General features: G+C 61.1%; 23 protein-coding genes and 4 tRNA genes. 16 read left to right on the forward strand and 11 right to left on the reverse strand.

What is annotated here, in order from left to right:
- Positions 1-19: 19 nt before the first annotated feature.
- On the reverse strand, positions 20-2212 hold the full coding sequence (locus FXN65_RS04370) for a DUF1631 domain-containing protein (protein WP_244620709.1): 2193 nt from the start codon (positions 2210-2212) through the stop codon (positions 20-22).
- A 315-nt stretch (positions 2213-2527) separates the two neighbouring features.
- Between FXN65_RS04370 and FXN65_RS04375 the strand changes: the two genes are divergently transcribed.
- The 3 genes from FXN65_RS04375 to FXN65_RS04385 all read left to right on the forward strand — a co-directional run bounded on the left by FXN65_RS04375 (position 2528) and on the right by FXN65_RS04385 (position 2775).
- Positions 2528-2603: transfer RNA gene (locus FXN65_RS04375), tRNA-Asn, on the forward strand.
- A gap of 9 nt (positions 2604-2612) precedes the next feature.
- Positions 2613-2689, forward strand: a tRNA-Pro gene (locus FXN65_RS04380).
- Positions 2690-2699: 10 nt separating this feature from the next.
- A tRNA-Lys gene (locus FXN65_RS04385) sits at positions 2700-2775 on the forward strand.
- 152 nt (positions 2776-2927) lie between these two features.
- Here the strand turns inward: FXN65_RS04385 and FXN65_RS04390 are convergent.
- The 3 genes from FXN65_RS04390 to FXN65_RS04400 all read right to left on the reverse strand — a co-directional run bounded on the left by FXN65_RS04390 (position 2928) and on the right by FXN65_RS04400 (position 5175).
- Positions 2928-4226, reverse strand: coding sequence for an NAD(P)/FAD-dependent oxidoreductase (locus tag FXN65_RS04390; protein ID WP_151131883.1), 1299 nt, complete (start codon positions 4224-4226; stop codon positions 2928-2930).
- A 60-nt stretch (positions 4227-4286) separates the two neighbouring features.
- The gene (locus tag FXN65_RS04395) at positions 4287-4460 is read right to left on the reverse strand and encodes a DUF3094 family protein (RefSeq protein WP_151131884.1); all 174 of its coding nucleotides are present in this window, start codon (positions 4458-4460) and stop codon (positions 4287-4289) included.
- Between the two features lie 88 nt (positions 4461-4548).
- Positions 4549-5175, reverse strand: coding sequence for a DUF1780 domain-containing protein (locus FXN65_RS04400; RefSeq protein WP_151131885.1), 627 nt, complete (start codon positions 5173-5175; stop codon positions 4549-4551).
- 133 nt (positions 5176-5308) lie between these two features.
- Here FXN65_RS04400 and FXN65_RS04405 point away from each other — a divergent pair, with 133 nt between their 5' ends.
- The 4 genes from FXN65_RS04405 (at position 5309) to FXN65_RS04420 (ending at position 7223) form a co-directional block, all read left to right on the forward strand.
- A complete protein-coding gene (locus FXN65_RS04405; protein WP_151131886.1) occupies positions 5309-5731 on the forward strand; it encodes a GNAT family N-acetyltransferase in 423 nt (140 codons plus the stop codon).
- Between the two features lie 4 nt (positions 5732-5735).
- Entirely contained in the window at positions 5736-6203 is a 468-nt protein-coding gene (locus FXN65_RS04410) for an FAD/FMN-containing dehydrogenase (RefSeq protein WP_151131887.1), read from the forward strand.
- Entirely contained in the window at positions 6200-6889 is a 690-nt protein-coding gene (locus FXN65_RS04415) for an energy-coupling factor ABC transporter permease (protein WP_151131888.1), read from the forward strand. Before FXN65_RS04410 ends, FXN65_RS04415 begins: the two co-directional genes overlap by 4 nt.
- Before the next feature lie 118 nt (positions 6890-7007).
- Positions 7008-7223, forward strand: coding sequence for a hypothetical protein (locus FXN65_RS04420; RefSeq protein WP_151131889.1), 216 nt, complete (start codon positions 7008-7010; stop codon positions 7221-7223).
- 9 nt (positions 7224-7232) lie between these two features.
- On the opposite strand, the gene yacG is transcribed toward FXN65_RS04420, so the two are convergent.
- Genes yacG through pilB form a run of 5 tightly spaced genes read right to left on the reverse strand, consistent with a single transcriptional unit; the run spans position 7233 to position 11839 of the window.
- A complete protein-coding gene (yacG, locus tag FXN65_RS04425; RefSeq protein WP_151131890.1) occupies positions 7233-7433 on the reverse strand; it encodes a DNA gyrase inhibitor YacG in 201 nt (66 codons plus the stop codon).
- Positions 7430-8041, reverse strand: a complete 612-nt coding sequence (gene coaE, locus FXN65_RS04430; RefSeq protein ID WP_151131891.1) for a dephospho-CoA kinase — start codon at positions 8039-8041, stop codon at positions 7430-7432. The genes yacG and coaE overlap by 4 nt, the downstream gene beginning before the upstream one ends.
- Positions 8038-8910, reverse strand: coding sequence for a prepilin peptidase (locus FXN65_RS04435; protein ID WP_151131892.1), 873 nt, complete (start codon positions 8908-8910; stop codon positions 8038-8040). The genes coaE and FXN65_RS04435 overlap by 4 nt, the downstream gene beginning before the upstream one ends.
- A 2-nt stretch (positions 8911-8912) precedes the next feature.
- Positions 8913-10130, reverse strand: coding sequence for a type II secretion system F family protein (locus tag FXN65_RS04440; protein ID WP_151131893.1), 1218 nt, complete (start codon positions 10128-10130; stop codon positions 8913-8915).
- Between the two features lie 2 nt (positions 10131-10132).
- Positions 10133-11839, reverse strand: a complete 1707-nt coding sequence (gene pilB / locus FXN65_RS04445; protein WP_151131894.1) for a type IV-A pilus assembly ATPase PilB — start codon at positions 11837-11839, stop codon at positions 10133-10135.
- A gap of 259 nt (positions 11840-12098) precedes the next feature.
- On the opposite strand from pilB, the gene FXN65_RS04450 reads away from it, so the two are divergent.
- From FXN65_RS04450 to FXN65_RS28505, 5 genes are all read left to right on the forward strand, one after another.
- Complete coding sequence (locus tag FXN65_RS04450; protein WP_151131895.1) at positions 12099-12599, forward strand: pilin; 501 nt, start codon at positions 12099-12101, stop codon at positions 12597-12599.
- A gap of 84 nt (positions 12600-12683) precedes the next feature.
- The gene (locus tag FXN65_RS04455; protein ID WP_151131896.1) at positions 12684-14339 is read left to right on the forward strand and encodes a PglL family O-oligosaccharyltransferase; all 1656 of its coding nucleotides are present in this window, start codon (positions 12684-12686) and stop codon (positions 14337-14339) included.
- Positions 14340-14470: 131 nt separating this feature from the next.
- Positions 14471-14546: transfer RNA gene (locus FXN65_RS04460), tRNA-Thr, on the forward strand.
- A 273-nt stretch (positions 14547-14819) separates the two neighbouring features.
- On the forward strand, positions 14820-15218 hold the full coding sequence (locus FXN65_RS28135; RefSeq protein WP_244620710.1) for a hypothetical protein: 399 nt from the start codon (positions 14820-14822) through the stop codon (positions 15216-15218).
- Positions 15194-15379, forward strand: coding sequence for an IS3 family transposase (locus FXN65_RS28505; protein WP_394351273.1), 186 nt, complete (start codon positions 15194-15196; stop codon positions 15377-15379). Before FXN65_RS28135 ends, FXN65_RS28505 begins: the two co-directional genes overlap by 25 nt.
- A gap of 84 nt (positions 15380-15463) precedes the next feature.
- Here the strand turns inward: FXN65_RS28505 and nadC are convergent, their stop codons facing one another.
- Positions 15464-16312, reverse strand: coding sequence for a carboxylating nicotinate-nucleotide diphosphorylase (gene nadC / locus FXN65_RS04475; protein WP_151131897.1), 849 nt, complete (start codon positions 16310-16312; stop codon positions 15464-15466).
- A gap of 323 nt (positions 16313-16635) precedes the next feature.
- Between nadC and FXN65_RS04480 the strand changes: the two genes are divergently transcribed.
- The 4 genes from FXN65_RS04480 to FXN65_RS04495 all read left to right on the forward strand — a co-directional run bounded on the left by FXN65_RS04480 (position 16636) and on the right by FXN65_RS04495 (position 22677).
- Positions 16636-18918: a DUF1631 domain-containing protein gene (locus FXN65_RS04480; protein WP_151131898.1), complete on the forward strand. Its 2283-nt coding sequence runs from the start codon at positions 16636-16638 to the stop codon at positions 18916-18918.
- A 79-nt stretch (positions 18919-18997) separates the two neighbouring features.
- Positions 18998-19546, forward strand: a complete 549-nt coding sequence (gene ampD, locus FXN65_RS04485) for a 1,6-anhydro-N-acetylmuramyl-L-alanine amidase AmpD (protein ID WP_151131899.1) — start codon at positions 18998-19000, stop codon at positions 19544-19546.
- 16 nt (positions 19547-19562) lie between these two features.
- Entirely contained in the window at positions 19563-20399 is an 837-nt protein-coding gene (gene ampE, locus FXN65_RS04490) for a regulatory signaling modulator protein AmpE (protein WP_151131900.1), read from the forward strand.
- 247 nt (positions 20400-20646) lie between these two features.
- Positions 20647-22677 carry a methyl-accepting chemotaxis protein gene (locus FXN65_RS04495; protein WP_151131901.1) on the forward strand — a complete coding sequence of 677 codons (2031 nt, stop codon included), beginning with the start codon at positions 20647-20649 and terminating at the stop codon, positions 22675-22677.
- 204 nt (positions 22678-22881) lie between these two features.
- Here FXN65_RS04495 and FXN65_RS04500 read toward each other — a convergent pair whose 3' ends face one another.
- On the reverse strand, positions 22882-23670 hold the full coding sequence (locus FXN65_RS04500; RefSeq protein WP_226283553.1) for a TatD family hydrolase: 789 nt from the start codon (positions 23668-23670) through the stop codon (positions 22882-22884).
- Between the last annotated feature and the right edge of the window lie 48 nt (positions 23671-23718).

A 23718-nucleotide genomic window follows, 5' to 3' on the forward strand; every position in this document is an offset into this window, starting at 1 on the left:
GTGAACTCCTGCTGCGGGCTCAGGCGGTGCGGCCGGTAAAGCGTTGCAGTACCCGGTAGATGGCGCTCAGGGCGCGATCCACCAGCGGGGCATTGCGTTCCGGCGGGACCAGGCGTGCCAGTCCTTGCTCCATATCCAGGGCCAGCTGGGTAATAGGCATGATTGCCACGCGCTGGCCGCTGTGGTCGACGAACATGTAATTGCGAGTGGTCGGGCTGTACCAGGACAGCTTGAGAGCCCGGGTTTCCGGGCCATCGATGAACTCGAACCAGGTGCCGAACTCGACGGACTCAAGCTCCTTGATCAGCGCCTGCGCGCGGCTGGACAGGCTGACCGGCCGCGGGGTGCTGGCCAGTTCGGCGTCTTCTCCGAGCATCTCGCCGAGCTTACTTTCCGGAAGCGGGCTTTCTATGCGCGCCGCCACCTGGGGTTGCTGCGACTGGACCGCGTGCTGGCAGGCGACCAGGTCCTGAAGCAGGCGCCGGACGCCGTCCTCGTGATAGCCACCCAGCAGTTCCAGGCCCTTGCGCAGGTCTTCCAGCATGGGAATGCGCAGCTGTTGCAGGCGGGCCCGGCCGTTGGCATCCAGCGGAGTGCCACTCCAGGCCAGTTGCTCGGCGACTTCCACCGAGCGTTGCCATTCAACGCTGCGCTCGCCATGGCGGAGCAGGACGAAGACCAGCACATCAGTCCATGTGAGCTCGAGGAAATGCTGGATGACGCCGGGCAGCTCGCGGTCCGCCAGGAAGCGCCCCACCGTGTCGACGGCCTTCTGGCGGGCTCCCAACAGTTTGTCGCGCCCTTTGGCGGCCTCCACGGCGCGCTGCTCGCGCAGTTCCACCTTGTGCCGCAGTGTGCCGATGTACTCGTTGAACTCATCCAGCAGGCTGTCGAACAACAGCAGGTCACCGCTGAAGCCATGGACGACGCGCTCCACGACCCAGTGCATCTTCGCCAGCAGGCCCCGTTCCTCTCCCTCGCTGGCGTAGAGCACGCCCGCCTGGGCCATGCTGTTGAGCAGGCGGCGGGCAGGGTGATGGTGTTGGGTGAAGAGCGCCTTGTCCTGCAGCGCGACCTTCAGGTAAGGCGTGTGCAGGTGGGAGAGGGCGGTCTTGTAGACATCGGCGAGGTTGTCGTCGTCGAGGATGAAGTCGAAGAGCATCCCCACCAGGTCGATCACGTCAGCTTCGTAATCCGACAGCTTCTGCTGGCCCGGCAGGTGGCTGTGGCTTTCCAGTTGCTGTTGCAGGTCTGCCTTCAGCCCCTCGACGCGCTGCGGCTGGCGCAATTTGCTGGCGAGGTCCTGGGCGGACTGCTGTTGCAGGCGGTTCAGGGCTCCCAGCAATTCGGCTGCACTGTAGGTACGCGTCGCACCGCGCGGGGCGAAACTGGAAATGCTCGGCGTACCACCGGGCAGCGGAGCGCCGCTGTGGTGCTGGCGGCGCTCACCCAGCAGGGCGGCCAGGCCGCTGAACAACTGTCCCGGATCACTGGGCGGCGCGCCGCTAAGGTCCAGTGGCCCGGTGGCTTGCGGGGCGGAGGAGGGGGGCGTGGGGTGCTCCGCTGAGGGCTTCTGGCCTGCAGTGGATGGAGACGGGGTGGGCGCGCTGGTTGAGCGCTGGACGCCGAACTTCAGGTTGGGCAGCACGCCGGCCTGGATCAGCCGCTGGTTGAGTGCTTCGTAGACGCTGTCCAGCCCGTGCATCACGTGCTGGTCGAAGAGCATATAGAGGATGGTCTTGATCCGCAGCGGGAAGGGGCAGGGCTCGAGCGCTTCGCGGAAGGCCAGGGCAATGGCCTGCGGCCCGAAGGGATTGTCGTCATCGCCCAGCTTGCGCCCGCCATTGAGCACCGCCAGGCGCTGGTCGAGGGCGAACAGGGATTGCGAGCAGCGTGCCTTGACCCGGCTGACCATGTTGGTGACCAGCAGGCTTTCCTCGTATTCGTCGTTTTCTATCAACTCCAGCTTGTCAGCGTTCAACTCCCCGGCGCTCGGGTCTGGCTTGAGCTTGCCGCCGAGGAAATCTTCGAAGCTCTTGGCAATGCGCTGGTGGTATACCCGTTCTATTTGTGGGCGCTGCTTGCGGATATCCCGCATGCTGTCGAAGAAGAGGGTCTGGACCTGATTGTTTTCGGCCTTCTCGGCACACTCGAAGAGAGTGTCGTCTACGTGGCCGAAAACACTGGTGAGATGTTCCGCCAGCCGGTTCATCACCAGCTTGCGGCAGCTCTGTACCAAATCACCGAAGCGCGGTTGTATACCGCGGCTGGCCAGCGTCGTCACGGGACCTGGAGGGGGTGGGGGTCGATCCTGATTGCTCATAGCCGTCCTGTAGAGAGACAGGCCGCGACCACGACCTGCAACGATCTCGCCACGGCTCAGGTATAGCACTCGGGCGGCTTTCTGCAAATCATTGTCGGAATTCGTTTTTTTAGGGGTTGACAGCGTGTTCGCTATCCGTAAAATGGCGCGCCTCTGAAGCGCTAAAGCAAACAGCGAAGCGAAGAAGAGTTGGAAGATCGAAGTTCCGCGATAGCTCAGTCGGTAGAGCAAATGACTGTTAATCATTGGGTCCCTGGTTCGAGTCCAGGTCGCGGAGCCAACTTCCAGACGGGGTATAGCGCAGTCCGGTAGCGCGCCTGCTTTGGGAGCAGGATGTCGGGAGTTCGAATCTCTCTACCCCGACCACCTCACGCTTGGGTCGTTAGCTCAGTCGGTAGAGCAGTTGGCTTTTAACCAATTGGTCGTAGGTTCGAATCCTACACGACCCACCATACAAGGCCTCTCGGGAGGTCCGAAGAAGCGGTAAGGCGAAAGCCTTACCGCTTTTTTGTTTTCCACGATTCCTTATGCGTACCCGCCAGACGTGCCAAATGCCAGGCAAGGCGACGTCAGGCGTTCGGACGTCGACCTTGCCTGGCACTTGTCAGTGCAACTTCAGGCGCGGGTCGGTGCTGCGGCCGATGCGGTCGCTGAGCATCAGCAGGAAGGTGCGGAAGGCGCCGTACAGCGCCATCTGGTGCATGCGGTAGAGCGAGATGTAGAACATCCGCGCCAGCCAGCCTTCCAGTTTCACGCTGCCCATCAGGTTGCCCATCAGGTTGCCTACGGCGCTGAAGCTCGACAGCGAGATCAGCGAGCCGTAGTCCTTGTACTGATAGTCCGGCAGCGGCTGGCCCTGCAGGCGCAGCTTGAAGGCCTTCACCAGCAGCGAGGCTTGCTGGTGCGCCGCTTGGGCGCGAGGAGGCACATTGCGATCAGTGCCGTCGCCCAGCGGGCAGGCCGCGCAGTCGCCGAAGGCAAAGATGTCGTCGTCACGGGTGGTTTGCAGGGTGGGGCGCACGACGAGCTGGTTGATGCGGTTGCTTTCCAGTCCGTCCAGATCCTTCAGGAGCGCAGGCGCGCGAATGCCCGCAGCCCAGACCTTGAGGCTGGCGGGGATTTTCTCGCCTTGCGCCGTAAGCAGGCCCTCGGCGGTCACTTCCTTGACAGCCGCACCGGTCATCACGGTGACACCAAGCTTTTCCAGGGTGCTGTGCACCGGGGCACTGATGCGCTCCGGCAGGGCGGGCAGCACGCGTGGACCAGCCTCGATCAGGGTGATACGCATGTTTTCCGGCTGGATGCGGTCCAGTCCGTATGCTGCGAGTTCGTGGGCGGCGTGGTGCAGTTCGGCGGCCAGTTCGACGCCGGTGGCGCCGGCACCGACGATGGCGACGCTGATCTGGTCGTCGGCGTTCTGTTGGGCGTGGGCCCGCAGATAGTGGCTGAGCAGCTTGCGGTGGAAGCGTTCGGCCTGTTCTCGGGTGTCGAGGAAGATGCAGTGCTGAGCCGCGCCCTCAGTGCCGAAGTCATTGGTGGTGCTGCCGACGGCGAGAACCAGGCTGTCGTAGGCCAGTTCGCGCGCCGGCACCAATTCGCGCCCGTCCTCGTCGTGAGTGGCGGCCAGCTGGATGACCTTGCGCTTGCGGTCGAGCCCGCTCATGCGGCCCAGCTGGAACTCGAAATGGTTCCACTTGGCCTGGGCCACGTAGTTCAGCTCGTTCTCCGTGGAGTTGAGCGAACCGGCGGCCACTTCATGAAGCAGGGGCTTCCAGATATGGGTGAGGTTGGCGTCGGCCAGGACAATCTTGGCCAGGCCTTTCTTGCCGAGGGTTCTACCCAGACGGGTAGCGAGCTCCAGACCGCCGGCGCCGCCGCCGACGATCACGATACGATGGGACATGGGAAAGTCTCGCAAGGCTATAGGAATTCTTTTTCGCCGAGGGCGAGCGCAGGAGGCAGCTCATAGCACCAGTCGGCTCAGGAGGCGGCTGAGGATGCCCAGGGCGACGACGATGGCCAGCACAATCCACAGCAGGCGCCATGGGCGAAACGGCTGGCGTTCCACCTGGTGCTGAGGAAGGTTCAGGTACTGGTCGACCTTTTGCTGGTCTTCTGGCGTCAGGCGGCTGGGCATGGAGGCCTCGACTTTGGAGTGATTGGCATTCTAGCTGGCGAATTCACGGGGGCTCAACGCGCGGCGGGGGAAAATTGCGTGCTGCCGTCTACAGGCCGATTCCAACATCGAAAAGAATGGTCCGGCCAAGGTTGCTGCGAAGGAAGTCTGGTGCGTCCCCGTGGGCGAACAGCACCCGGGCGAAATTCGGCCCCACCAGCGATAGCGAACGCCAGCCCTGGCGCAGGTATTCCGTGGGGGGTGGAAAATGGCTGTTGAAGTCCGGCGTGGCGCGCTTGAGGTTGACGAAGGCCAGCAGGTCGAGATCACCGAGGTCGAGTCCACGCTCGCCATAGTTGCGAGCCTTCTTGCGCAGGGTCGGTGCCAGACGCGCCTGCAGTTCGGCGGCGGCGATGCGCTTGGGGCGGCCTTCCCGGCGCACCAGTTGGGCAAGGGAAAAGGCGCTGCGTCGACGCTCCAGTTCAGCGCGCCATTCCTCGTTGAGGCGACGTCCTTCATCCAGTACGAAGAATACTTCGAAGTTGGCCTCGCGAAATTGCACATCCGGGGGTTCCTGCCCGGTGCTGAAGTCGTCGAGTCGATAGGGCAGGTTCAGCGCCTGCAGCAGTCGCTGGCAGACCCAGCGCTCGCGTTCCCACTTGCGCGCATTCGACAGAAAGTCGTTGGCTTGCTCGGCCTGCCGTGTCAGCAGGCGCAGATAGTCGGACTCGTTCATGTCCCGCAGCTTAGCCTCACGGCCTGTGCTCTGGGTAGCCCGAAGCGCCAGCGGCGACACCGTCGCGACAAATGCGCGCAGCTTGTCTGGTACGGGCGCGGTGTAAACTTTCAGGACCTGCCCGGAGCCCATCATGCGCATTCGTCCCATCACTGCCGCCGATCATGCCGCCCTGCTCGCGCTCTGGCGCCGCACGCCGGGAATCCGGTTGCGCGTGGAGGACGAGCTGGAGCCGTTCTGCGCCTATCTTCAGCGCAATCCTGATCTCTGCTTGCTGCTCGAAGATGAGCATGGGCATGTGGCCGGCAGCCTGCTGGTGGGCCATGACGGACGCCGCGGTTACCTGCAGCACCTGGTGGTCGACCTGCCATACCGTGGCAGGGGGTGGGCCCGGGCCTTGCTGCAGGAAGCACTGCGACGCCTGGCTTTTCTGGGCATTCGCAAGTCCCATGTATTCGTCCTGGAAGATGCGCCCGAGGCGCTGGCCTTCTGGCAGATGCAGCGGGGCTGGTCGGAGCGTGAGGACATTCGGGTCTACTCGACTACTGGAGACTGAATCGATGCGGATTTGCGTTGGCTTGATTCTGGGTTTGCTGGCCACCTTCAGCCATGCCCTGGAAGTGGGTGAACGGTTGGCGCCCTGGACCCTGTTGGATCAGTACGATCAGCCCTACAGCCTGGACGACGGGCTGCAGGTACTGCTGGTGGCGCGGAGCATGGATGGCGGCAAGCTGGTGAAGGCCGCGCTGGAGGGGCAGCCCAAGGGCTACCTCGAGGCGCGTCGTGCCGTCTTCGTGGCGGACATCAGCCGCATGCCGTCGATGGTCTCTTCACTTTTCGCGGTGCCCGCCATGCGCGACTACAGCTATCGCGTCCTGCTGGATCGCGAGTCCCGCGTCGTCAGCCGTTATCCGGGCAGCGAGTCCAGCGTGCTCTGGCTGAAGCTTGACCACGGCACGCTCACCGAGCAGAAGGAGTTCAGTGAGGCTGCGACCCTGCGCGCCGCACTGGAGTCGCTGGCGCCGTGATATCCGCTGAACTCCTGTCGACAGAAAGCCTGGGGCTCGGCTGGGCGATCTACCTGCCCGCGATCGCCTGGGCGGTATGGCGTGCGCCCTGGGTCGAACTGTTCAGCGATTCCCGCCGCCAGCACCTGCTGTTCGGCACTGTACTGGCGCTCTTTCTGCTCTGGCTGATGCGGCGGGATTTCGAGTCGGGGGTGTCCTATCACTTCATCGGCCTGACCGCGGTAACCCTGCTGCTGGACTGGCCTCTTGCGGTGCTGAGCGGCCTGGTGGCCCAACTTGGCCTGCTGGCGCTGGGCAAGCAGGACCTGGCGGCGCTGGGCATCAATGGCGCGTTGCTGGTGCTGCTGCCGGTGCTGGTCACCGAGTTATGTGCCAAGTGGGTCGAGCATTACCAGCCGCGCAACCTGTTCGTGTACATCTTCTGCTGCGGCTTCTTTCCGGCGGCCCTGGCGGCATTGCTTTGCGTGCTGATCGGGCTGGGATTGCTCTGGGTCGACGGGGTCTTCCCGATGCCGCCCTGGCTGGAGGATTTCATCGGCTATCTCTGGCTGGTGATGTTCCCCGAAGCCTTCATCAACGGCACTGCGGTGACCGCGCTGGTGGTGTTCTGCCCGGATTGGCTGGAAACCTTCAACCGCACCCGTTACCTCCAGGCGCCCTGGAAGGACGACGACACGCCTCGTTGATTGTCCGGGATTCGCCAGTTCGATGCCGAGCTGACGGCTGATCTGCATCAAGGATGCCGCAGGGATGGCTTCGTAGGGTGGATGGCGCTTTTCCATCCACCAACCAGGGGCAGGCAGCATGGGAATTCATGATTGGGCAAGAGCCGCATTGCGACAGAGTATCGAAGCGGCCAAGCGGGACGGTTTCAGCGAGGAGTTGGCGCTGCGCGCATTGCTGAGCGCGGTCGTCGAGCACAGCGCGAAGCTGCGCCCGGCAGATGATCTGGCTCAGGAACTGACCTTCCTGGCGGAAAACCTCGACCCGGAGCGCGATTACGGCTTCATGCGCCCCTGAGCCGGTGGATCAATGCTCGCGCGGCGGCAGGTCGCCGGAGAACAGGTCGTCTTCGAGGTTGTCGCCGGGGATCGCATGTTCCTCGGCGGCCCAGGCGCCCAGGTCGATCAGCTTGCAGCGTTCGGAGCAGAAGGGGCGGGAGGGGCTTTGCGGGCCCCATTCCACGGGTGCGCCGCAGGTCGGGCACTCCACAGTAACGGGTTGGCTCATGGCTGGCCTCCTCGCAGGGTCAGGTAGAAGTTGTGCAGGCGCTCCACTTCGGCGCGCAGCCAATCCAGGCCGCGGTCGTTGAGCAGTACGTCGTGGGCGTGCTTCAGGCGCTCTTCACGACTGGCCTGGACCTTCAATATGGCTTGGACCTGCTCCTCGGGCACTGTGTCCCGTTGCATGGTGCGCTGGATCTGCATGGCCTCCGGGGCATCCACCAGCAGAACGCGCTGGGTGAGGCGATGCTGGCCGGACTCGACCAGCAGCGGTGAGACCAGAATCGCGTAGGGCGACTCGGCACGCGCCAGGTACTGGCTGATCTCCTGGCCGATCAGCGGGTGCAGCAGGCTTTCCAGCCAGCGGCGTTCGTCCGCGTTCTCGAAGATGCGCTGGCGCAGGGCGGCGCGGTCAAGCTGGCCGTCCGCCTGCAGCACATCACTGCCGAAGTGCTCGGCGATCTTCGCCAGGGCGGGGCGGCCGGGCTCTACTACCCAGCGTGCGGCCTGGTCGGCATCCACCAGATGCACGCCAAGGTCGCTGAAATGGGCGGCTACGGCACTCTTGCCGCTACCGATGCCGCCTGTAAGGCCAAGGATCCAGGGTTTGTTCATTTGAAACCGGCGAACTGCAGATAGGTCGCCGTTATTTGATCACCCCAGAGCAGCGCAATCCAGCCGGCAATCGCCAGGTAAGGACCAAAGGGAATGGGCGTGGCGGTGTCCTGGTTGCGCAGGCGCAGCATGATCACACCCAGTATGGCGCCCACCAGGGACGACAGCAGGATGGTCAGCGGCAGCACCTGCCAGCCGCCCCAGGCGCCGAGCATCGCCAGCAATTTGAAGTCGCCGTGGCCCATGCCTTCCTTGCCGGTCACCAGCTTGAACAGCCAGTACACCGACCACAGGCTCATATAGCCGGCCACCGCCCCCCAGAGCGCATCCTCCAGGCTGGTGAACAGGCCCTGGCTGTTGAGGATCAGGCCGAGCCAGAGCAGCGGCAGGACCAGCGCGTCCGGCAGCAACTGGTGATCGACGTCGATCATGCTCATCGCCAGCAGGCCCCAGGTCAGTACCAGGAAGGCGCCGGTCTGCCAGCTGAAACCGAAATGCCAGGCGACGTAGGCCGACAGCAGGCCACAGGCGAGTTCCACCAAGGGGTAGCGCTTGCTGATGGGCGCCTTGCAGGAAGAGCACTTGCCGCCAAGCGCCAGATAGCTCACTACCGGGATGTTTTCCCAGGCGCGGATCTCGTGGCTGCAATGGGGGCAGCGGGAGTTCGGCAGGATGAGGTTGAACACCGGCCCTTTCGGCTCGGCCGGCAGGCTCAGTGCCTCGCGGGCCTGTTCCTGCCAGTCGCGCATCATCATCGCCGGCAGGCGGTGGATCACCACATTGAGGAAACTGCCCACCAGCAAGCCCAGCAGGAGCACGCATAAAACAAAGGCCAGCGCGTGGCTGGCCAGAAAGTCAATCAACTGCATTTTTAGACGACGTTGCCGAGTTGGAAGATGGGGAGGTACATGGCGATGATCAGGCCACCGACCAACACGCCGAGGACTGCCATGATCATGGGTTCCATGAGTGCAGTCAGGCCATCCACGGCGTTATCCACTTCGGCTTCGTAGAAGCTGGCGACCTTGTCGAGCATATCGTCCAGTGCGCCGGACTCTTCGCCGATGGCAGTCATCTGGACAGCCATGGCGGGGAAAACGCCGGTGGTGCGCATGGAGAAGTTCAGTTGCATGCCTGTCGAGACGTCGGACTTAACCTTGATCACCGCGTTCTTGAACACCACGTTGCCACTGGCGCCCGCTACCGAGTCCAACGCATCCACAAGGGGGACACCTGCGGCGAAGGTGGTTGCCAGAGTGCGGGCAAAGCGGGCTACGGCGGATTTGTAGAGGATGTCGCCAACGATTGGCAGTTTCAGTACTGCGTGGTCAAGCCAATCGCGAAACTTCTCCGATTTCCCATGTGCTTGCTGGATGGCGAAGCCTGCTGCGAAGAATCCGGCTAGTACGATAAACCACCATTCTTGCAGGAGCTCTGATAGCCCGATGACGAAAAGTGTAAAAGCAGGAAGTTCGGCACCAAAGTTCGCGAAAACCGATTGAAACTGCGGAACCACTTTGATCAGCAGAATTGCCGAAACAATGATGGCGACCACGATCACTGCAATGGGATAGTTCATCGCCTTCTTGATCTTGGCCTTTAGTGCCTCGGTCTTTTCCTTGTAGGTGGCGATGCGGTCCAGCAAGGTTTCCAGTGCGCCTGCCTGCTCGCCGGAGTCCACTAGGTTGCAGTAGAGCTCGTCGAAGTAGTCCGGCTTCTTGCGCAGTGAGTTGGCCAGGCTATTGCCTGCTGCAACCTCCTGCTTGACCTCATTCACCAGGGTGCGCATCGCCGGCTTTTCAAAGCCTTCACCGATAATGTCGAACGATTGCATCAGCGGAACGCCGGCTTTCATCATGGTCGCCATCTGTCGGGTAAACAGGGCGATATCTAAGGGCTTAATCTTCTTTCCTGCACCCAGCAGCGAGGTGGACTTCTTACGCACCTTGATGGGGTTGATACCCTGTTTGCGCAGTTGCGCTTTCACCAATGCGGGATTTTGTCCCGAAATTTCGCCTTTGACCCTGGAGCCTTTCTTGTCCGTACCTTCCCATGCGAAAGTACTAATTTTCAGCGCTTTTTCCGCCATGGTTAATCCTTGGTCACGCGGTTGACTTCCTCAAGGCTGGTGATGCCATTCATGGCTTTTACCAGGCCCGAGGTTCGCAGGTCATTGAAGCCATCGCGGCGCGCCTGCTGGGCGATCTGGATGGAGTTGCCTTCTTCCATAATAAGCTGCTGCATGGCCGACGTGATTTTAACCACTTCATAAATACCCACTCGGCCCTTGTAGCCCTGGTTGCAATTTTCGCAGCCCACCGGGCTGTACAGCTTGAAGCTGCCAATCCGGTCTTCCGGGAAGCCTTCCTTGAGCAAGGTTTCCCGTGGGACCTCATGCTCCTTCTTGCAGTGGGCGCACAATTTACGTGCCAGGCGCTGGGCAATGATCAGGTTCACCGAGGTGGCGATGTTGAACGCCGGCACACCCATATTGCGCAGGCGCGTCAGGGTTTCGGCGGCGCTGTTGGTGTGCAGGGTTGAAAGCACCATGTGACCGGTCTGCGCGGCCTTGATGGCAATCTCGGCGGTTTCCAGGTCGCGGATCTCACCCACCATGATCACGTCCGGGTCCTGACGCAGGAAGGCACGCAGGGCCTGGGCGAAGTCCATGCCCTGCTTGGGGTTGACGTTGACCTGGTTGATGCCCTCGAGGTTGATTTCCACTGGATCCTCAGCGGTAGAAATATTGATGTCCACCGTATTGAGGATATTGATGCCGGTATAAAGGGAGACTGTCTTGCCCGAGCCAGTGGGGCCGGTCACCAGGATCATGCCTTGCGGTTGCTTCAAGGCCGCCAGATAGAGGTCTTTCTGTTCTTCCTCGTAGCCAAGCGCATCGATGCCCATCTGCGCACTGGTGGGGTCGAGGATGCGCATCACGATTTTCTCGCCCCAGAGCGTGGGCAGGGTATTGACGCGGAAGTCGATGGATTTCGTCTTGGAAATCTTCATCTTGATCCGCCCGTCCTGGGGTTTACGCCGCTCGGAAATATCCAGTGCGGCCATTACCTTCAGGCGGGCAGCGATGCGGCTGGCCAACTGGATGGGGGGCTTGGCCACTTCATGGAGCATGCCGTCGGTACGGAAACGTACCCGGTAGGAGCGCTCGTAGGGCTCGAAGTGCAGGTCTGAAGAGCCGCCGCGGATGGCGTCCAGCAGCATCTTGTTGACGAAGCGCACGACGGGCGCATCGTCGGCGTCGGTACCATTAGCGCCGTCATGCTTATCATCATCGACCGCCTCGACGTCCAAGCTGTCGAGGTCGACATCGCCTAAGTCTTCCATGCCGCTGGAGGCGTTATCGAAAAACTTCTCGATGGCGTCTCCCAGCTTGTCATCTTCAACGAGGATCGCCTCGGTGTTTAACCCGGTGCTGAACTGGATGTCGGTAACGGCCTGGTGATTGGTGGGATCGGAAATGGCAACAAACAGCTTGTTACCTCGGCGCCACAGTGGTAGGGCGCGGTGCTGGCGAATCAGCTTTTCGCTGACCAGTTCCCTGGGCTGAGACTCTTTGTCAATGCTGGATAGATCGAGAAAGGCCACCCCGAATTGCTCAGCCGCCATCTCTGCAAGGTCGCGGCTTTTCAGCAGCTTGTTCTGCACGAGGTAGGTGATCAGCGGAATCTTGTTGCGCTGGGCCTGTGTATGGGCCTGCAGGGCGCTCCGCTCATCAAGGAGGCTGGTCTGCACCAATTGTTTGGCCAGGCCAGATAGCGTGGGAGCGTTCTCGGTCATGGGAAGTTTAGGTCTGCCGGATGTTTCTTTGCCTTATAACGTAGTTGACCTGCTTCGCCAAATCCGGGCTTTGGGGGTGACAAAAAAGGACACTTAGTGGCCGAGATGGGGTGCTCGGCTAGGGAGGTTAAGTTGGTGCGCGCGGGCAGTACCCGCTAGTTGGTGACGAGGAGCCAGTTTTTCCTGTTTGCCAGAGATTGGCATGTATTGTGCTTGGTGTATGTCAGGCAACTTGCCTAATACATTTGAGGAAGAATAAATGAAGGCACAAAAAGGCTTTACGCTGATCGAATTGATGATCGTTGTTGCGATCATCGGTATTTTGGCTGCTGTCGCTCTGCCGGCGTATCAGGATTACACTCGTAAGGCGCGTATGTCTGAAGTTACTCTCGCAGCCAGTTCGTGCCGTACTACGGTTACTGAGAAGTTTCAGACTCTGACTAGTGGTCCTGGTGCAGGTAACTGGGGTTGTGAGGCGTCTAACCCAACTACTCAATATGTTGGGCAGATTGCCACTACTGCTAATGGTGCCGTTCGTGTGACCATTGCAAACCTGGATGCTAATGTAAACGGCCAGTTCGTGTATCTTGAGCCTATGCTCAACGGTACTACTCCAATGGCTGTTCCGGGGAACTTGGGTACTACCATCAGTCAGTGGCGCTGTGGTGGCAGTAATGCCAACGTGACCAAGATTCTTCCGGGCTCCTGCAACTTCGACTACAGTGCTGCTCCTACAGGTACTTTCCAAGCCACTCCGTGATGGTTGGTGCTTGGTGTAGGTAATATTGCGTGGTGCATAAGGGCGGCATATATTGTCGCCCTTTTTGTTATTGGGGGACGACTTTTGCAAATTTCTGCCCTGTTTTTTTTGTTGGCATACTTGATACCCAATCACTATCTGCCTTGGATGAGTTTTTATAGCGAATTCTTGGTGTTTTTAGGGCTTTGGATTTTAGGGGTTTATTTTGCTAAAGCTGAAATGAAGGTTGGGTTTTCAGTTGTATTCTTTGTTTTTCTTTCGGTTGTTCCCGTTGTGCAGTTCGCAAGTGGCGTTGTTTTCTTCTTTGGTGATGCTTGGGTTGCGGCTTTTTATCTTATCGCGTGTGCTGCGAGCTTGGTGCTTGGCCGGGCGCTGTATGATCGTCATAGGGGGGCAGCGTACGCATTTTTTGCATGGGTGTTTGTTCTCGCTTCGATAGTCTCCTCAGGTTGCTCATTTTACCAGTGGTTTGGGCTTGCCGGTGGGGTGTGGGTACTGTCGATATTTGAAGGTGGTCGCGCTGTAGGGAATCTTGCTCAGGCGAACCATATGGCCACATTGCTTTCTCTAGGATTGGTATCAACTCTCTATTTGGTGGAGGTAAGGTCTTTAGGGCGATGGAGTAGCAGTCTAATTGCGCTGGTTTTAATAGTCGCGATTGCATTAACTCAGTCACGTACGCCTTGGGTGGGTGCAGCGTGCCTTCTGATGTGGTGGGGGGTTAAGTATAGGGCCGCAAATTTGACACTGCGTCCTGCGGTGCTGGGTGTTTGGTGTGTTTTCTACCTTTTGTCTGTTTTTTTCCTGGAGGATGTAAGAGAGCTTCTGTATCTCGAGCGGCAGGATGAAACTCTACTGGATCGCACGTTGTCGTCTCAGAGATTGCTGATTTGGGGGCAGGTTGTTCAAGCAATCTTGGATGGGCCTCTCTGGGGGTATGGCTGGAATCAGGTCGGAGTGGCTCAAGTCTCAGCAGCGCTAACATTTCCTGTCCAATTGCTGAGTCTTCATGCTCATAATATTATTCTTGATCTCTTGGTTTGGAATGGGCCGCTACTTGGGGGGGCGATAGTTATATTCATTGCCGGTTGGCTCTTTGTTCTTGCAAGGCGATCGGTGACGCCTGGGGCTGTTTTTGCTCTTCTGGCAAGTGGACTGGTATTGCTACATGGATTACTTGAGTATCCATTGGAGTATGCTTATTTCCTTATACCAGTATGTTTACTGCTCGGAATGGTGGAAGGGGAGGTTTCGATGGTTGCCTGGGTGAAATCGGCGCCGTTGTTAAGATATTTCGCCTTGTCATCCTGCGCGGTCGTACTCATTGCTGTGTGGGTTGAATACCGGGTCATAGAAGAGGACCACAGGCTTCTGCGATTTGAAATGGGGCGTATTGGGGGGATAAAGGCGGATCATGATGCTCCTGATGTAGTGCTACTTTCTCAATTGCGCGAAATGATCAGGCTTGCAAGAACAGAAGTTGTAGGGCCTGTCTCTCCAGAGGAGTTAGAGTGGATGCGGCAAGTGGCCTATCGCTATCCATATATTCCCTGCTTATATCGCTACTCCATGGCTTTAGCGTTAAACGGCAGCTTAGATGAGTCGATTGATGTTCTACTGCGTTTGCGTTCCATATATGGGGAGGGGGACTACCAGATGGTCCTGGCTGGTTTGAGAGAGGAGGCGGTTAAAAAGCCAGCGCTTAATGCTTTGTATCAGGCGATTGCCGTTAGTAGATGACTACTTTGAGTGGTGGACTGCTTGGAAAAGGCTGACGCGAGCATGCTGATTCTGTTCATGGTAGGGCGCATATTTTGCGGGTTCTTTTGCATTGATTCATAAGTCGCGCAGTGTTAGGTTACTCCCCGCACGCCGGTGTAGCTCAGTCGGTAGAGCAGCTCATTCGTAATGAGAAGGTCGGGGGTTCGATTCCTCTTACCGGCACCAATGAAATCAAGGCTCGCAGCGATGCGGGCCTTTTTCATTTCTGAAACGGGTTAGCACCGGGCTAGCACCAGCCAAGAAATGAAGCTTCAAATGCGCTCCCGTATTCGCAGACAGCTTTGAGCGTCTGCCTCCCCGTTACTCACCCAGAAAGCCGTATTCTCATCCTCGCGCGCTCGTCGACTGTCGTATATCCCCGGCAATCTTCGTCTTGCATCATCTAGCCATCGCGTAGCCAGTCCGGGATGGCCGGGCACGATCTTCAAGGGACGGAACATGGCAGAGAGCAGTAACTTCGCCTTCCTCAGGGAGTACGATCCGGTCTTCCTCCAGCTCGCCAGCACCGCCGAGCAGGTCTTCGCCGCTGATCCCAGCACCACCTTGATCAAACTTCGCCAGCTCGGTGAAGCTCTGGCCCAGGATCTGGCCAGCTGTGCTGGCATTGAGTTCGACAACCAAACGACTCAAGCGGATCTCCTGTACGAGCTCGGCCGCGAGATCCAGCTCGATCGCAATATCGTCAGGCGGAGGTACTGCTGCACTCTGATCGCGGCGGCCAATACTGTGCGTATGACTACCGAGCCTTGCTGCGGCGGCATCGCATCGTGCCCAGCTACTCGCGGCGGGGAAACTGTTGTGATAACGCGGCGATGGAGAGTTTCTTCCGTTCGCTGAAGGCCGAACGGGTGTGCCTGACGCGTTACGCCACCTACCAGGAGGCGAAAACCGATCTGTTCGACTACATCCGCTTTTACAATCACCGCCGTCACCACTCGACGTTGTGCTACCTCAGTCCGATGGAGTTTGAGCGGCGAAATGCGAGCAGTAGCTCTTAACTACCTGTCCACCAGTTCCGGGACAGGCCAGCCAAAACTCAAAAGCCCCGCTCTGGCGGGGCTTTTTGTTGTCTGGCATTTGGCTCAGAGACTGAGGCGCATCGACAGGTCGATGGCCTTCACATCCTTGGTCAGGGTGCCGATGGAGACGTAGTCGACGCCCGTTTCGGCGATGGTGCGCAGGGTGGTTTCGTTGACTCCGCCGGAGGCTTCGAGCTTGGCGCGGCTGTTGGTGAGGGTGACGGCGGTGCGCATGTCGTCGAGGCTGAGTTCGTCGAGCATGATGATGTCGGCGCCAGCGTCCAGTGCCTGCTGGAGTTCGTCCAGGCTTTCCACTTCCACTTCCACCGGCTTGCCGGGGGCGATGCGGTGGGCGGCTTCGATGGCCTGGGCGATGCCGCCGGAGGCCGCGATGTGGTTTTCCTTGATGAGGAAGGCGTCGTAGAGGCCGATGCGGTGGTTGTGGCCGCCGCCGCAGGTCACGGCGTACTTCTGCGCCAGGCGCAATCCGGGCAGGGTCTTGCGGGTGTCGAGGAGTTTCACCTGGGTGCCCTTCACCAGCTCCACGTAGTGGCCGACGCGGGTGGCGACGCCCGACAGGCACTGTAGGAAGTTCAGTGCGCTGCGCTCGCCGCTGAGCAGGGCGCGGGCCGGACCTTCGAGATGGAAGAGTGCCTGGTTGGCCTCGGCGCGATCGCCGTCCTGAACCTGCCATTCCACCTTCACGCGTGAGTCGATCTGGCGGAATACCTCATTCACCCAGGCAGTGCCGCTGATGATGGCCGCTTCGCGGGTGATCACGGTGGCGCGGGCCTGGCGATCCTCAGGGATGAGCTGGGCGGTGATGTCTCCGCTGCCGATGTCTTCCTTGAGGGCGGTACGTACGTTGGCCTCGATTTCAGCGGTGAGGTCAGCGAGGAGAAGGTTGGGCATGGTGAGCTCCGCAGGCAGGATGGCGGCGATTATAAAGGCTGCCGACGACCGGTGCAGTGCCGGGGAACAAGCGGTTCGCGCTTTCTGCTAGACAGTCAGGAGTGCGTCCGGTGTGCTGTGCGTCGGTCGGTCGGAATCCCCGCATCTGTGACTTGATTCATGTCTGTAGGAAATCTCCGCTTGGTTGTCACAGCTTCATCCATATAATGACATCGGAAATTTCTATTTTTGACGCCATATGTTTGACGTTATGGATGACTCCCCATGTTCGAATTGCGGTCCGATAAGCCCTTCGGAAGGGAGCGGCCTGCGGGAGGCTTGTGATGCAGACCGACGCTAAGGTGGTGCCGCTGAACAAGGGGGCCGCCCAGCAATCGCCAACCTCACCGGTAGGAAGGCTGCCCGTGGCCTTGATCCAGGTTCGCGACAAAGTGGCATTGCAGCTGAAGCAGGCGCTTCAGGTGCTGTTCGACAATGCGGACGACACCCTCTTCGAGATGGCGGACCGTGCCACCAGCAACGCCGAGCAGAACGCCTTCTTCGAGGCGATGCGCGACCTGCGCCTCAAGCGCAAGAGCATCGAGCGGACCTTCCTGCAAAAGGTCTCCGAGTCATTCTCTTCCCTCAACCAGTACGAGATAGGCGTGGCGCCGAAGCTGGACGCGGTGTCTTTCGACAGCCTGTCCCTGGTGCAGAACGACGAACTTGAAGAAACCGTGGCCCTGGATGCCATGGTGGCCAAGGTCGTCAACCGCGATGGCATTGCCCTCGGCCACCTCACTGCGCGTTTCAACACCCTCGTCAGCAAGAAGATCGAAGACAAGAGCAACCCGCTGGGTCCGCGCCCGCTGTGCGAGGCCTTCCTCGACGCCTGCCGCAGCCTGGGCGTGGAGATCAAGGTCAAGCTGATCATCCTCAAGCTGTTCGAGAAGTACGTCCTTACCGAGCTCGATCAGGTTTACGCCGAGGCCAACCAGCTTCTGGTCACCGCGGGCGTGCTTCCGGATCTGCGCTCGGCCCCGGCCCGGCGCCAGCCGGAGCGTTCCGCCACGCCTGGGCGCCCGGCCCAACCCCAGGCGGGCGAAACAGCAAGCGCTGGCCAGGTTTCCGAAGAAGGTGTGCAGGAAGTTTTCGGTGTGCTCCAGGACCTGCTGTCCCAGGTGCGTGGCAGCAGTGTGTTGCCGCGCCGGGATTATCCGGCCGATGCGGTACCGGTCAGCAGCCTCGACCTGATGCGCATTCTTTCGCACCTGCAGCAGCACCTGCCGCAGCAGCACAACGATGACTACGACCTGCGAGTGAGCCTCGACCAGTTGCTCACTCGCGCCAGCGCTCGCACTGGCCGGACGCGGGTGGTGGGGCAGGTGGACGATGACGTCATCAACCTGGTGTCCATGCTCTTCGAATTCATCCTCGATGATCGCACCCTGCCGGATTCGCTCAAGGCCCTGATCGGCCGGATGCAGATCCCCATGCTCAAGGTCGCCTTGCTGGACAAGACCTTCTTCAGTCGCGGCAGCCACCCGGCACGCCGCCTGCTCAACGAGATCGCCTCCGCCGCCCTGGGCTGGGTGGAGCAGGATGACGCCCAGCGCGACAGCCTCTACCACCGCATCGAACAGGTGGTGCAGCGCCTGCTGAACGATTTCGTCGATGACCCGGCGATCTTCTCCGACCTGCTCGCCGAATTCCTTGCCTATACCGGCGATGAGCGCCGTCGCAGCGAACTGCTGGAACAGCGCACCCGCGATGCCGAAGAGGGGCGAGCCAAGGCCGAACTGGCCCGCCGGCAGGTAGAAGAAGCCCTCAACCAGCGCCTGCTCGGTCGTACTCTGCCGGAAGTGGTGGTGCGCCTGCTGCAGGAAGCCTGGAGCAAGGTCATGCTGCTGTCCTGCCTCAAGCACGGCGTGGAGTCGGCCGAATGGCAGTCAGCCCAGCAGACCATGGATGACCTGATCTGGAGCGTTGAGCCCCACGAGGCGCCGAAAGCCCGTGCACGCCTGCTGGAACTGGTGCCGGGGCTGCTCAAGTCCCTGCGCGAAGGCTTGGCCAGCGCCGCGTTCGATCCGTTCTCCACCAGCGAATTCTTCAGCCAGCTGGAAGCCTTGCACGTCCAGGCCTTCCAGCGTTTCCGCAAGCCTGAACCGGTGGACATGGTCGCCGACGGCGGCCTGGAGTCGCCGCCCCTGCTGCTCGACCTGCCGGACGAGGACGAAGTGGAGGAAGAGGCGACGCCGGCCATGGTCGCGGTAGTCGAAGAGATCGTCCTGGTTTCGCCGGGTGAGACTCCGGTGCAGGAACCCGAGGACTGCCTCGCGGATGACGACGAAGCGCTCGATTTCGTCGACAACCTTCGAGTCGGTAGCTGGGTCGAATTCCAGGAAGACGAAGAGCACAAGCTGCGTTGCAAACTGGCGGCGCTGATCAAACCCACCGGCAAGTACATCTTCGTCAACCGCACGGGTATGAAGGTGCTGGAAAAGACCCGCATGAGCCTGGCCGTGGAGTTCCGTCGCCAAGCCATCCGGCTGCTGGACGATGCGCTGCTGTTCGACCGCGCCCTGGAGTCGGTGATCGGCAACCTGCGGCGGCTCAAGGGGGCTTGAGCCGCGGCCGGCCCTGGTTCGTCCTCTCGCCAAAACGGCCCCACTGCGCCTAAAGTGGGCGGCAGACCAAGGAGCCGACATGCAGCTGGATCCCGCATCCGGTTGGTGCCAGGGCATCAGCCATTGCCCATCGCCCAACTTCAATAATCGCCCGCAGGGGGAAGTGTCCCTGCTGGTGATTCACAACATCAGCCTGCCGCCCGCCCAGTTCGGTACGGGCAAGGTGCAGGAGTTCTTCCAGAACCGCCTCGACCCCAGCGAACATCCCTATTTCGAGGGCATCCGCGATCTCAAGGTGTCCGCGCATTTCCTGATCGAGCGCGATGGCGCCGTCACCCAGTTCGTTTCCTGCCGGGAGCGCGCGTGGCATGCCGGCGTCTCACTGTTCGAAGGGCGGGAGAACTGCAATGACTTTTCCGTAGGGATCGAACTGGAAGGCACCGATGACCTGGCGTTCACGGAACCTCAGTACGCTTCCCTGATCGCATTGGTAGAACAGCTGCGGCTTGCCTATCCGGCCATCACGCCTGAGCGCATCTGCGGTCATAGCGACATCGCTCCCGGGCGCAAGACCGACCCGGGGCCGGCGTTTGATTGGGAGCGTTTGCGGGCTGCGCTCAAACAATAGGAACAAGGAGGGACCCATGTATTTTCTGGTGTTGTTGCTGGTGCTCTGGATCGAGAAGTTCTCCGCCTGGCGCCGGCATATCCAGCAGGATGGTTTCTGGCTCAGGGAACTGGCCAAGGCGGAAGCCAATCCCCGTATGAACGAGCGCCCCTGGGCGATCCTGGCGCTGCTGGTGCTGTTGCCCCTGGTGCTGCTTGCACTGGTGCTCCTGGCCCTGGAGCCCATTGCCTATGGCTGGCTGGCGTTGCCGGTGCACCTACTGGTGATCATCTACAGCCTTGGCCGCGGTGACGTGCTGGCTGATATCGGCCCCTTCCGCGATGCCTGGCGGCGCGGTGACACCCAGGGGGCCTACCATGTCGCCGAGCGCGATCTCGGGCTGGAAGCGGACGAGGGCAGCGACCTCCTGCAGCAAGTCCAGGGCTATCAGCTGTGGCAGGCCTATCAGGGCTTCTTTGCCGTGATCTTCTGGTACGCGCTGCTCGGTCCGGTGGCGGCATTGGCCTATCGGCTGCTCGCCCTTGCCTCGGAGCATGCCTCCGCTCCCGCCCTGCGCGAACGCGCCGAGATGATTCGCCATGCCTTCGACTGGTTGCCGGTGCGTGTATTGGCGGCCAGTTTCTCGCTGGTGGGGAATTTCGTCGGCGTCAGCCGGGTGCTGCTGCATGAACTGTTGAGCTGGGAGATTTCGGCGCGGCACTACATCGAGCTGGCTGGCCGCGCCGCTGCCGAATTGCCGGAGCCCGCCACCGGCGACCTGGGTGTCGCAACCCTCGACGCCCTCTGGCAACTGCTGGTTCGCGCCGCCGTGCTCTGGTATGCCGGCTTCGCCGTCTGGGCCCTGCTGTTCTGACATTCACGTTTCGCCCGCCCGTGCGACCGCCGGGCGGGTCCCGCCTCGCTTAACCTTTAGTTACAGAAACTCCTGCCGATATCGGGTACACAGATGAGCGCGCCAGAATTTTCTGACTTGGCTCACAGAATCATCTGAGTGAGTCTGACGGCCGCCATGCAGTGTGGGGATGCTGTGTGGGCCTGGCTGAGCGCTGTCAGCCGATCAGAGCGCGCCCATAACAATAAATGAGAACAGGAGACGTCTCGTGAAGACCCTGTTGTATCCTGCCATCGCGCTGATGAACCGCCTCAGCTTCGGGATGAAGTTCAGTCTGATCAGTGTTCTGTTCTTCCTGCCGATGTTGATCACCAACTTCTATCTGGTGCGCGACTCCTACCGCCAATTCGTCAGTACCCGCTCCGAACTGCAGAGCCTCGACCTGCTGGGCGCCAGCCTGAACGTGCGCCGCAGCCTGGAGAGCCTCAACGACCTGGTCCTGATCAACTCGATGATCGGCCAGTCCGGTCAGGCCGGGGATCTGGAAAAGCGCATCGTCTCGCTCGAGCAGGAACTGCTCTCGACCCTCCAGGGCCTGGCGCCGGTGGTTTCCGAACCCGAGCAGGTCGAGGCCTTCAATGCCAAGCGCGACGAACTGCTCAGTGCCCTGCAGGCCGCCAAGGGTGAAACCTCGCTGCAGAGCAAGAGCGCGATGATCGAGAAGCTGTTGGGCAATGCCCAGGTCTTCATCAGGTTCGTCGCCGCCCAGGCTGGCCTCAGCCAGGACGACCAGGCCGACGTGCGTCAGATCGCCGAGCTGATCACCACTGCCACGCCACAGGTGACCGTGGCCCTTGGCAAGGGCCGCGCCATCGGCGCCTATTCCCTTGGCCAGGGCTTCCTCAACTCGGCCGCCAGTACCAAGCTGGACGACCTGCTGCTGGACCTGGACAAGCTCAACGCCGAGTACGGCCTGAAGATCGCCGATGCCCTGGATGGCAGCCCGCGAGGCCACCAGGCCCTGGACGGCCTGACCGCCGCCAGCCGCGACACCATCAAGCAGAGCGCGTCCCTGTTCGAAGAGCAGGTGATCATGGCCGACACCCTCAGCACGCCCTGGCAGCAGTTCTACGACCAGGTCAGCGCCTCGCTGGAGAAGACCTACCAGCTCAACGACGGCTCCCTGGCCTTCCTCAAGGCCGAGCTGGAAAGCCGCCTTGCCGGCAAGCGCGTGCAGACCGTGCTGCTGGTCGTCGCGCTGCTCGTGGTGTTCCTCGCCATCGTCTACCTCTACAGCGGTTTCTACGTCTCCACCCGCACCACGCTGAAGAGCCTGGGCAAGGTGATGGACCAGGTCGCCGGCGGCGACATGACCGTCAACTTCCGCGCCGAAAGCCGCGACGAACTGGGCGAGCTGGGCCAGGTGTTCAACGGCACCGTGGCGAAGATCCATGACCTGATCGAGCTGGTGGGTCATACCGTGGCCGAAGTGGAGCGCCAGGCCGGCCGCGTCGAGCAGGTTTCCGGCGAAAGCAACCAGGCAGTGGCCGGGCAGCGCAGCCAGATCGAACAGGTGGCCACGGCGATGAACCAGATGTCCGCCACCGCGCAGGAAGTGGCGCGCAGCGCCGCCCAGGCGGTGGACAGCGCGCAAAGCGTCAACCAGGAAACCGTCAGCGGCCGTGCGCTGGTGGAATCGCAGTTGGGCAGCATCGAGAAGCTGGCCAGCGAAATCGATCAGTCGGTGAACGTGATCAACCAGCTGGCGGCGGACAGCGCCTCCATCAGCCGCGTGCTGGAAGTGATCAAGGGCATTGCCGAGCAGACCAACCTGCTGGCCCTGAACGCCGCCATCGAAGCGGCGCGCGCCGGCGAGCAGGGGCGCGGCTTCGCCGTGGTGGCGGACGAGGTGCGCACCCTGGCCAAGCGTACCCAGCAGTCCACCGAGGAAATCGAGCAGATGATCGTCAGGCTGCAAGGTGGCGTCGGCGCGGCGGTGAAAGCGATGAATACCAGCCACCAGATGGCCGACGGCACCGTCAGCCAGTCCGGCAAGGTGCAGGAGGCGCTGGAGAACATCCTCGGCGCGGTGGGCATGATCGTCGACCAGAACCAGCAGATCGCTGCCGCCGCCGAGCAGCAGACCGCCGTGGCCCACGATATCGACCAGAACATCGTCGAGATCAACCACGCCGGTGAGCGCACCGCCCTGGGGGCGAACCAGACCGAGCAGGCGAGCCGTGAGCTGTCTGGCCAGGTGGCTCAGCTCAAGCAATTGATTGGAGCGTTCCGCGTCTGACGCTCCGAACTTGAAAAGCCCGCCAACTGGCGGGCTTTTTTGTGGGCGGGGTAATTGCTCTCACCGAGGGGGTGAATGAATTCGCTGTGCCGTAGGAGCTGGCTTGCCAGCGAATAGCCCTTTTTCGCTAGCAAGCCAGCGCCTACAAGGCTCCGATCAGCTAACGCCGGCAGAGCCATTGAATTAGCCCCTGCAACGGAATGCTCATGCCGCCAGATCGCCCCAGCCGAATACCGCGCAGGCATTACGGGTGCTGGCATTGGCCAGCTCTTCGGGCGTGATGCCGCGAATTTCCGCCAGTGCCGCGCAGATGTCCGGCAGGAATTCCGGACTGTTGCGCCCGTAAGGGTGCATGGCGGGTGCCATGTCCGGCGAGTCGGTTTCCAGCACGATGTCTTCCAGCGGCAACTGGGCCACCACTTTGCGCAGGCGATTGGCCTGGGGCCACGTGGGGGCGCCGCCGAGGCCGAGGCGAAAGCCCAGCTTGCGGTATTCCTTCGCCTCTTCGACGCTGCCGGCGAACGCATGGACGATGCCGGGGCGCTTGAGGCGGAAACGCTTGAGGGTGGCGATCACCGCCGCGTGGCTGCGCCGGACATGGAGCAGGGGCGGCAATTCGAACTCGGCCGCCAGGGCCAATTGGGTTTCGAACAGACGCTGCTGGGCATCGCGGTCCAGTTCGGGGACGAAATAGTCCAGGCCGATCTCTCCCACGGCGCACAGCTTCGGGTGGCCCGCATGGCGATCCAGCCACTCGCGTAGCTCAAGCAGGTGGTCGTCCCGATGTTGCGCCAGGTAGACCGGATGCAGGCCGAGGGCGGTATAGAAGCCTTCCTCGGTGTTGGCCAGCTTCCAGACCCGCTGCCAGTTGTCGCGAAAAACCCCAAGCAGGACCTGGCGCCGCACGCCCAGGGCGCGACAGCGGGCCAGCACCTCGTCGCGGTCGGCGTCGAAGTCGGGGAAATCCAGGTGGTTGTGGGTATCGATCAGCATGGGCTCCAGCATATACCGCCAGAACCCGCCAGGCATGCCCGTTCCCGG

This window comes from Pseudomonas lalkuanensis (assembly GCF_008807375.1).
Taxonomy (GTDB): domain Bacteria; phylum Pseudomonadota; class Gammaproteobacteria; order Pseudomonadales; family Pseudomonadaceae; genus Metapseudomonas; species Metapseudomonas lalkuanensis.

Bases quoted from the DNA above. Each gene is read 5' to 3' on its own strand.
- FXN65_RS04370 (WP_244620709.1), bottom strand. From the start codon at position 2,212: ATGAACCGGCTGGCGGAACATCTCACCAGTGTTTTCGGCCACGTAGAC.
- FXN65_RS04390 (WP_151131883.1), bottom strand. From the start codon at position 4,226: ATGTCCCATCGTATCGTGATCGTCGGCGGCGGCGCCGGCGGTCTGGAG.
- FXN65_RS04395 (WP_151131884.1), bottom strand. From the start codon at position 4,460: ATGCCCAGCCGCCTGACGCCAGAAGACCAGCAAAAGGTCGACCAGTAC.
- FXN65_RS04400 (WP_151131885.1), bottom strand. From the start codon at position 5,175: ATGAACGAGTCCGACTATCTGCGCCTGCTGACACGGCAGGCCGAGCAA.
- FXN65_RS04405 (WP_151131886.1), top strand. From the start codon at position 5,309: ATGCGCATTCGTCCCATCACTGCCGCCGATCATGCCGCCCTGCTCGCG.
- FXN65_RS04410 (WP_151131887.1), top strand. From the start codon at position 5,736: ATGCGGATTTGCGTTGGCTTGATTCTGGGTTTGCTGGCCACCTTCAGC.
- FXN65_RS04420 (WP_151131889.1), top strand. From the start codon at position 7,008: ATGGGAATTCATGATTGGGCAAGAGCCGCATTGCGACAGAGTATCGAA.
- yacG (WP_151131890.1), bottom strand. From the start codon at position 7,433: ATGAGCCAACCCGTTACTGTGGAGTGCCCGACCTGCGGCGCACCCGTG.
- coaE (WP_151131891.1), bottom strand. From the start codon at position 8,041: ATGAACAAACCCTGGATCCTTGGCCTTACAGGCGGCATCGGTAGCGGC.
- FXN65_RS04435 (WP_151131892.1), bottom strand. From the start codon at position 8,910: ATGCAGTTGATTGACTTTCTGGCCAGCCACGCGCTGGCCTTTGTTTTA.
- FXN65_RS04440 (WP_151131893.1), bottom strand. From the start codon at position 10,130: ATGGCGGAAAAAGCGCTGAAAATTAGTACTTTCGCATGGGAAGGTACG.
- pilB (WP_151131894.1), bottom strand. From the start codon at position 11,839: ATGACCGAGAACGCTCCCACGCTATCTGGCCTGGCCAAACAATTGGTG.
- FXN65_RS04450 (WP_151131895.1), top strand. From the start codon at position 12,099: ATGAAGGCACAAAAAGGCTTTACGCTGATCGAATTGATGATCGTTGTT.
- FXN65_RS28135 (WP_244620710.1), top strand. From the start codon at position 14,820: ATGGCAGAGAGCAGTAACTTCGCCTTCCTCAGGGAGTACGATCCGGTC.
- FXN65_RS28505 (WP_394351273.1), top strand. From the start codon at position 15,194: ATGGAGAGTTTCTTCCGTTCGCTGAAGGCCGAACGGGTGTGCCTGACG.
- nadC (WP_151131897.1), bottom strand. From the start codon at position 16,312: ATGCCCAACCTTCTCCTCGCTGACCTCACCGCTGAAATCGAGGCCAAC.
- FXN65_RS04480 (WP_151131898.1), top strand. From the start codon at position 16,636: ATGCAGACCGACGCTAAGGTGGTGCCGCTGAACAAGGGGGCCGCCCAG.
- ampD (WP_151131899.1), top strand. From the start codon at position 18,998: ATGCAGCTGGATCCCGCATCCGGTTGGTGCCAGGGCATCAGCCATTGC.
- ampE (WP_151131900.1), top strand. From the start codon at position 19,563: ATGTATTTTCTGGTGTTGTTGCTGGTGCTCTGGATCGAGAAGTTCTCC.
- FXN65_RS04500 (WP_226283553.1), bottom strand. From the start codon at position 23,670: ATGCTGATCGATACCCACAACCACCTGGATTTCCCCGACTTCGACGCC.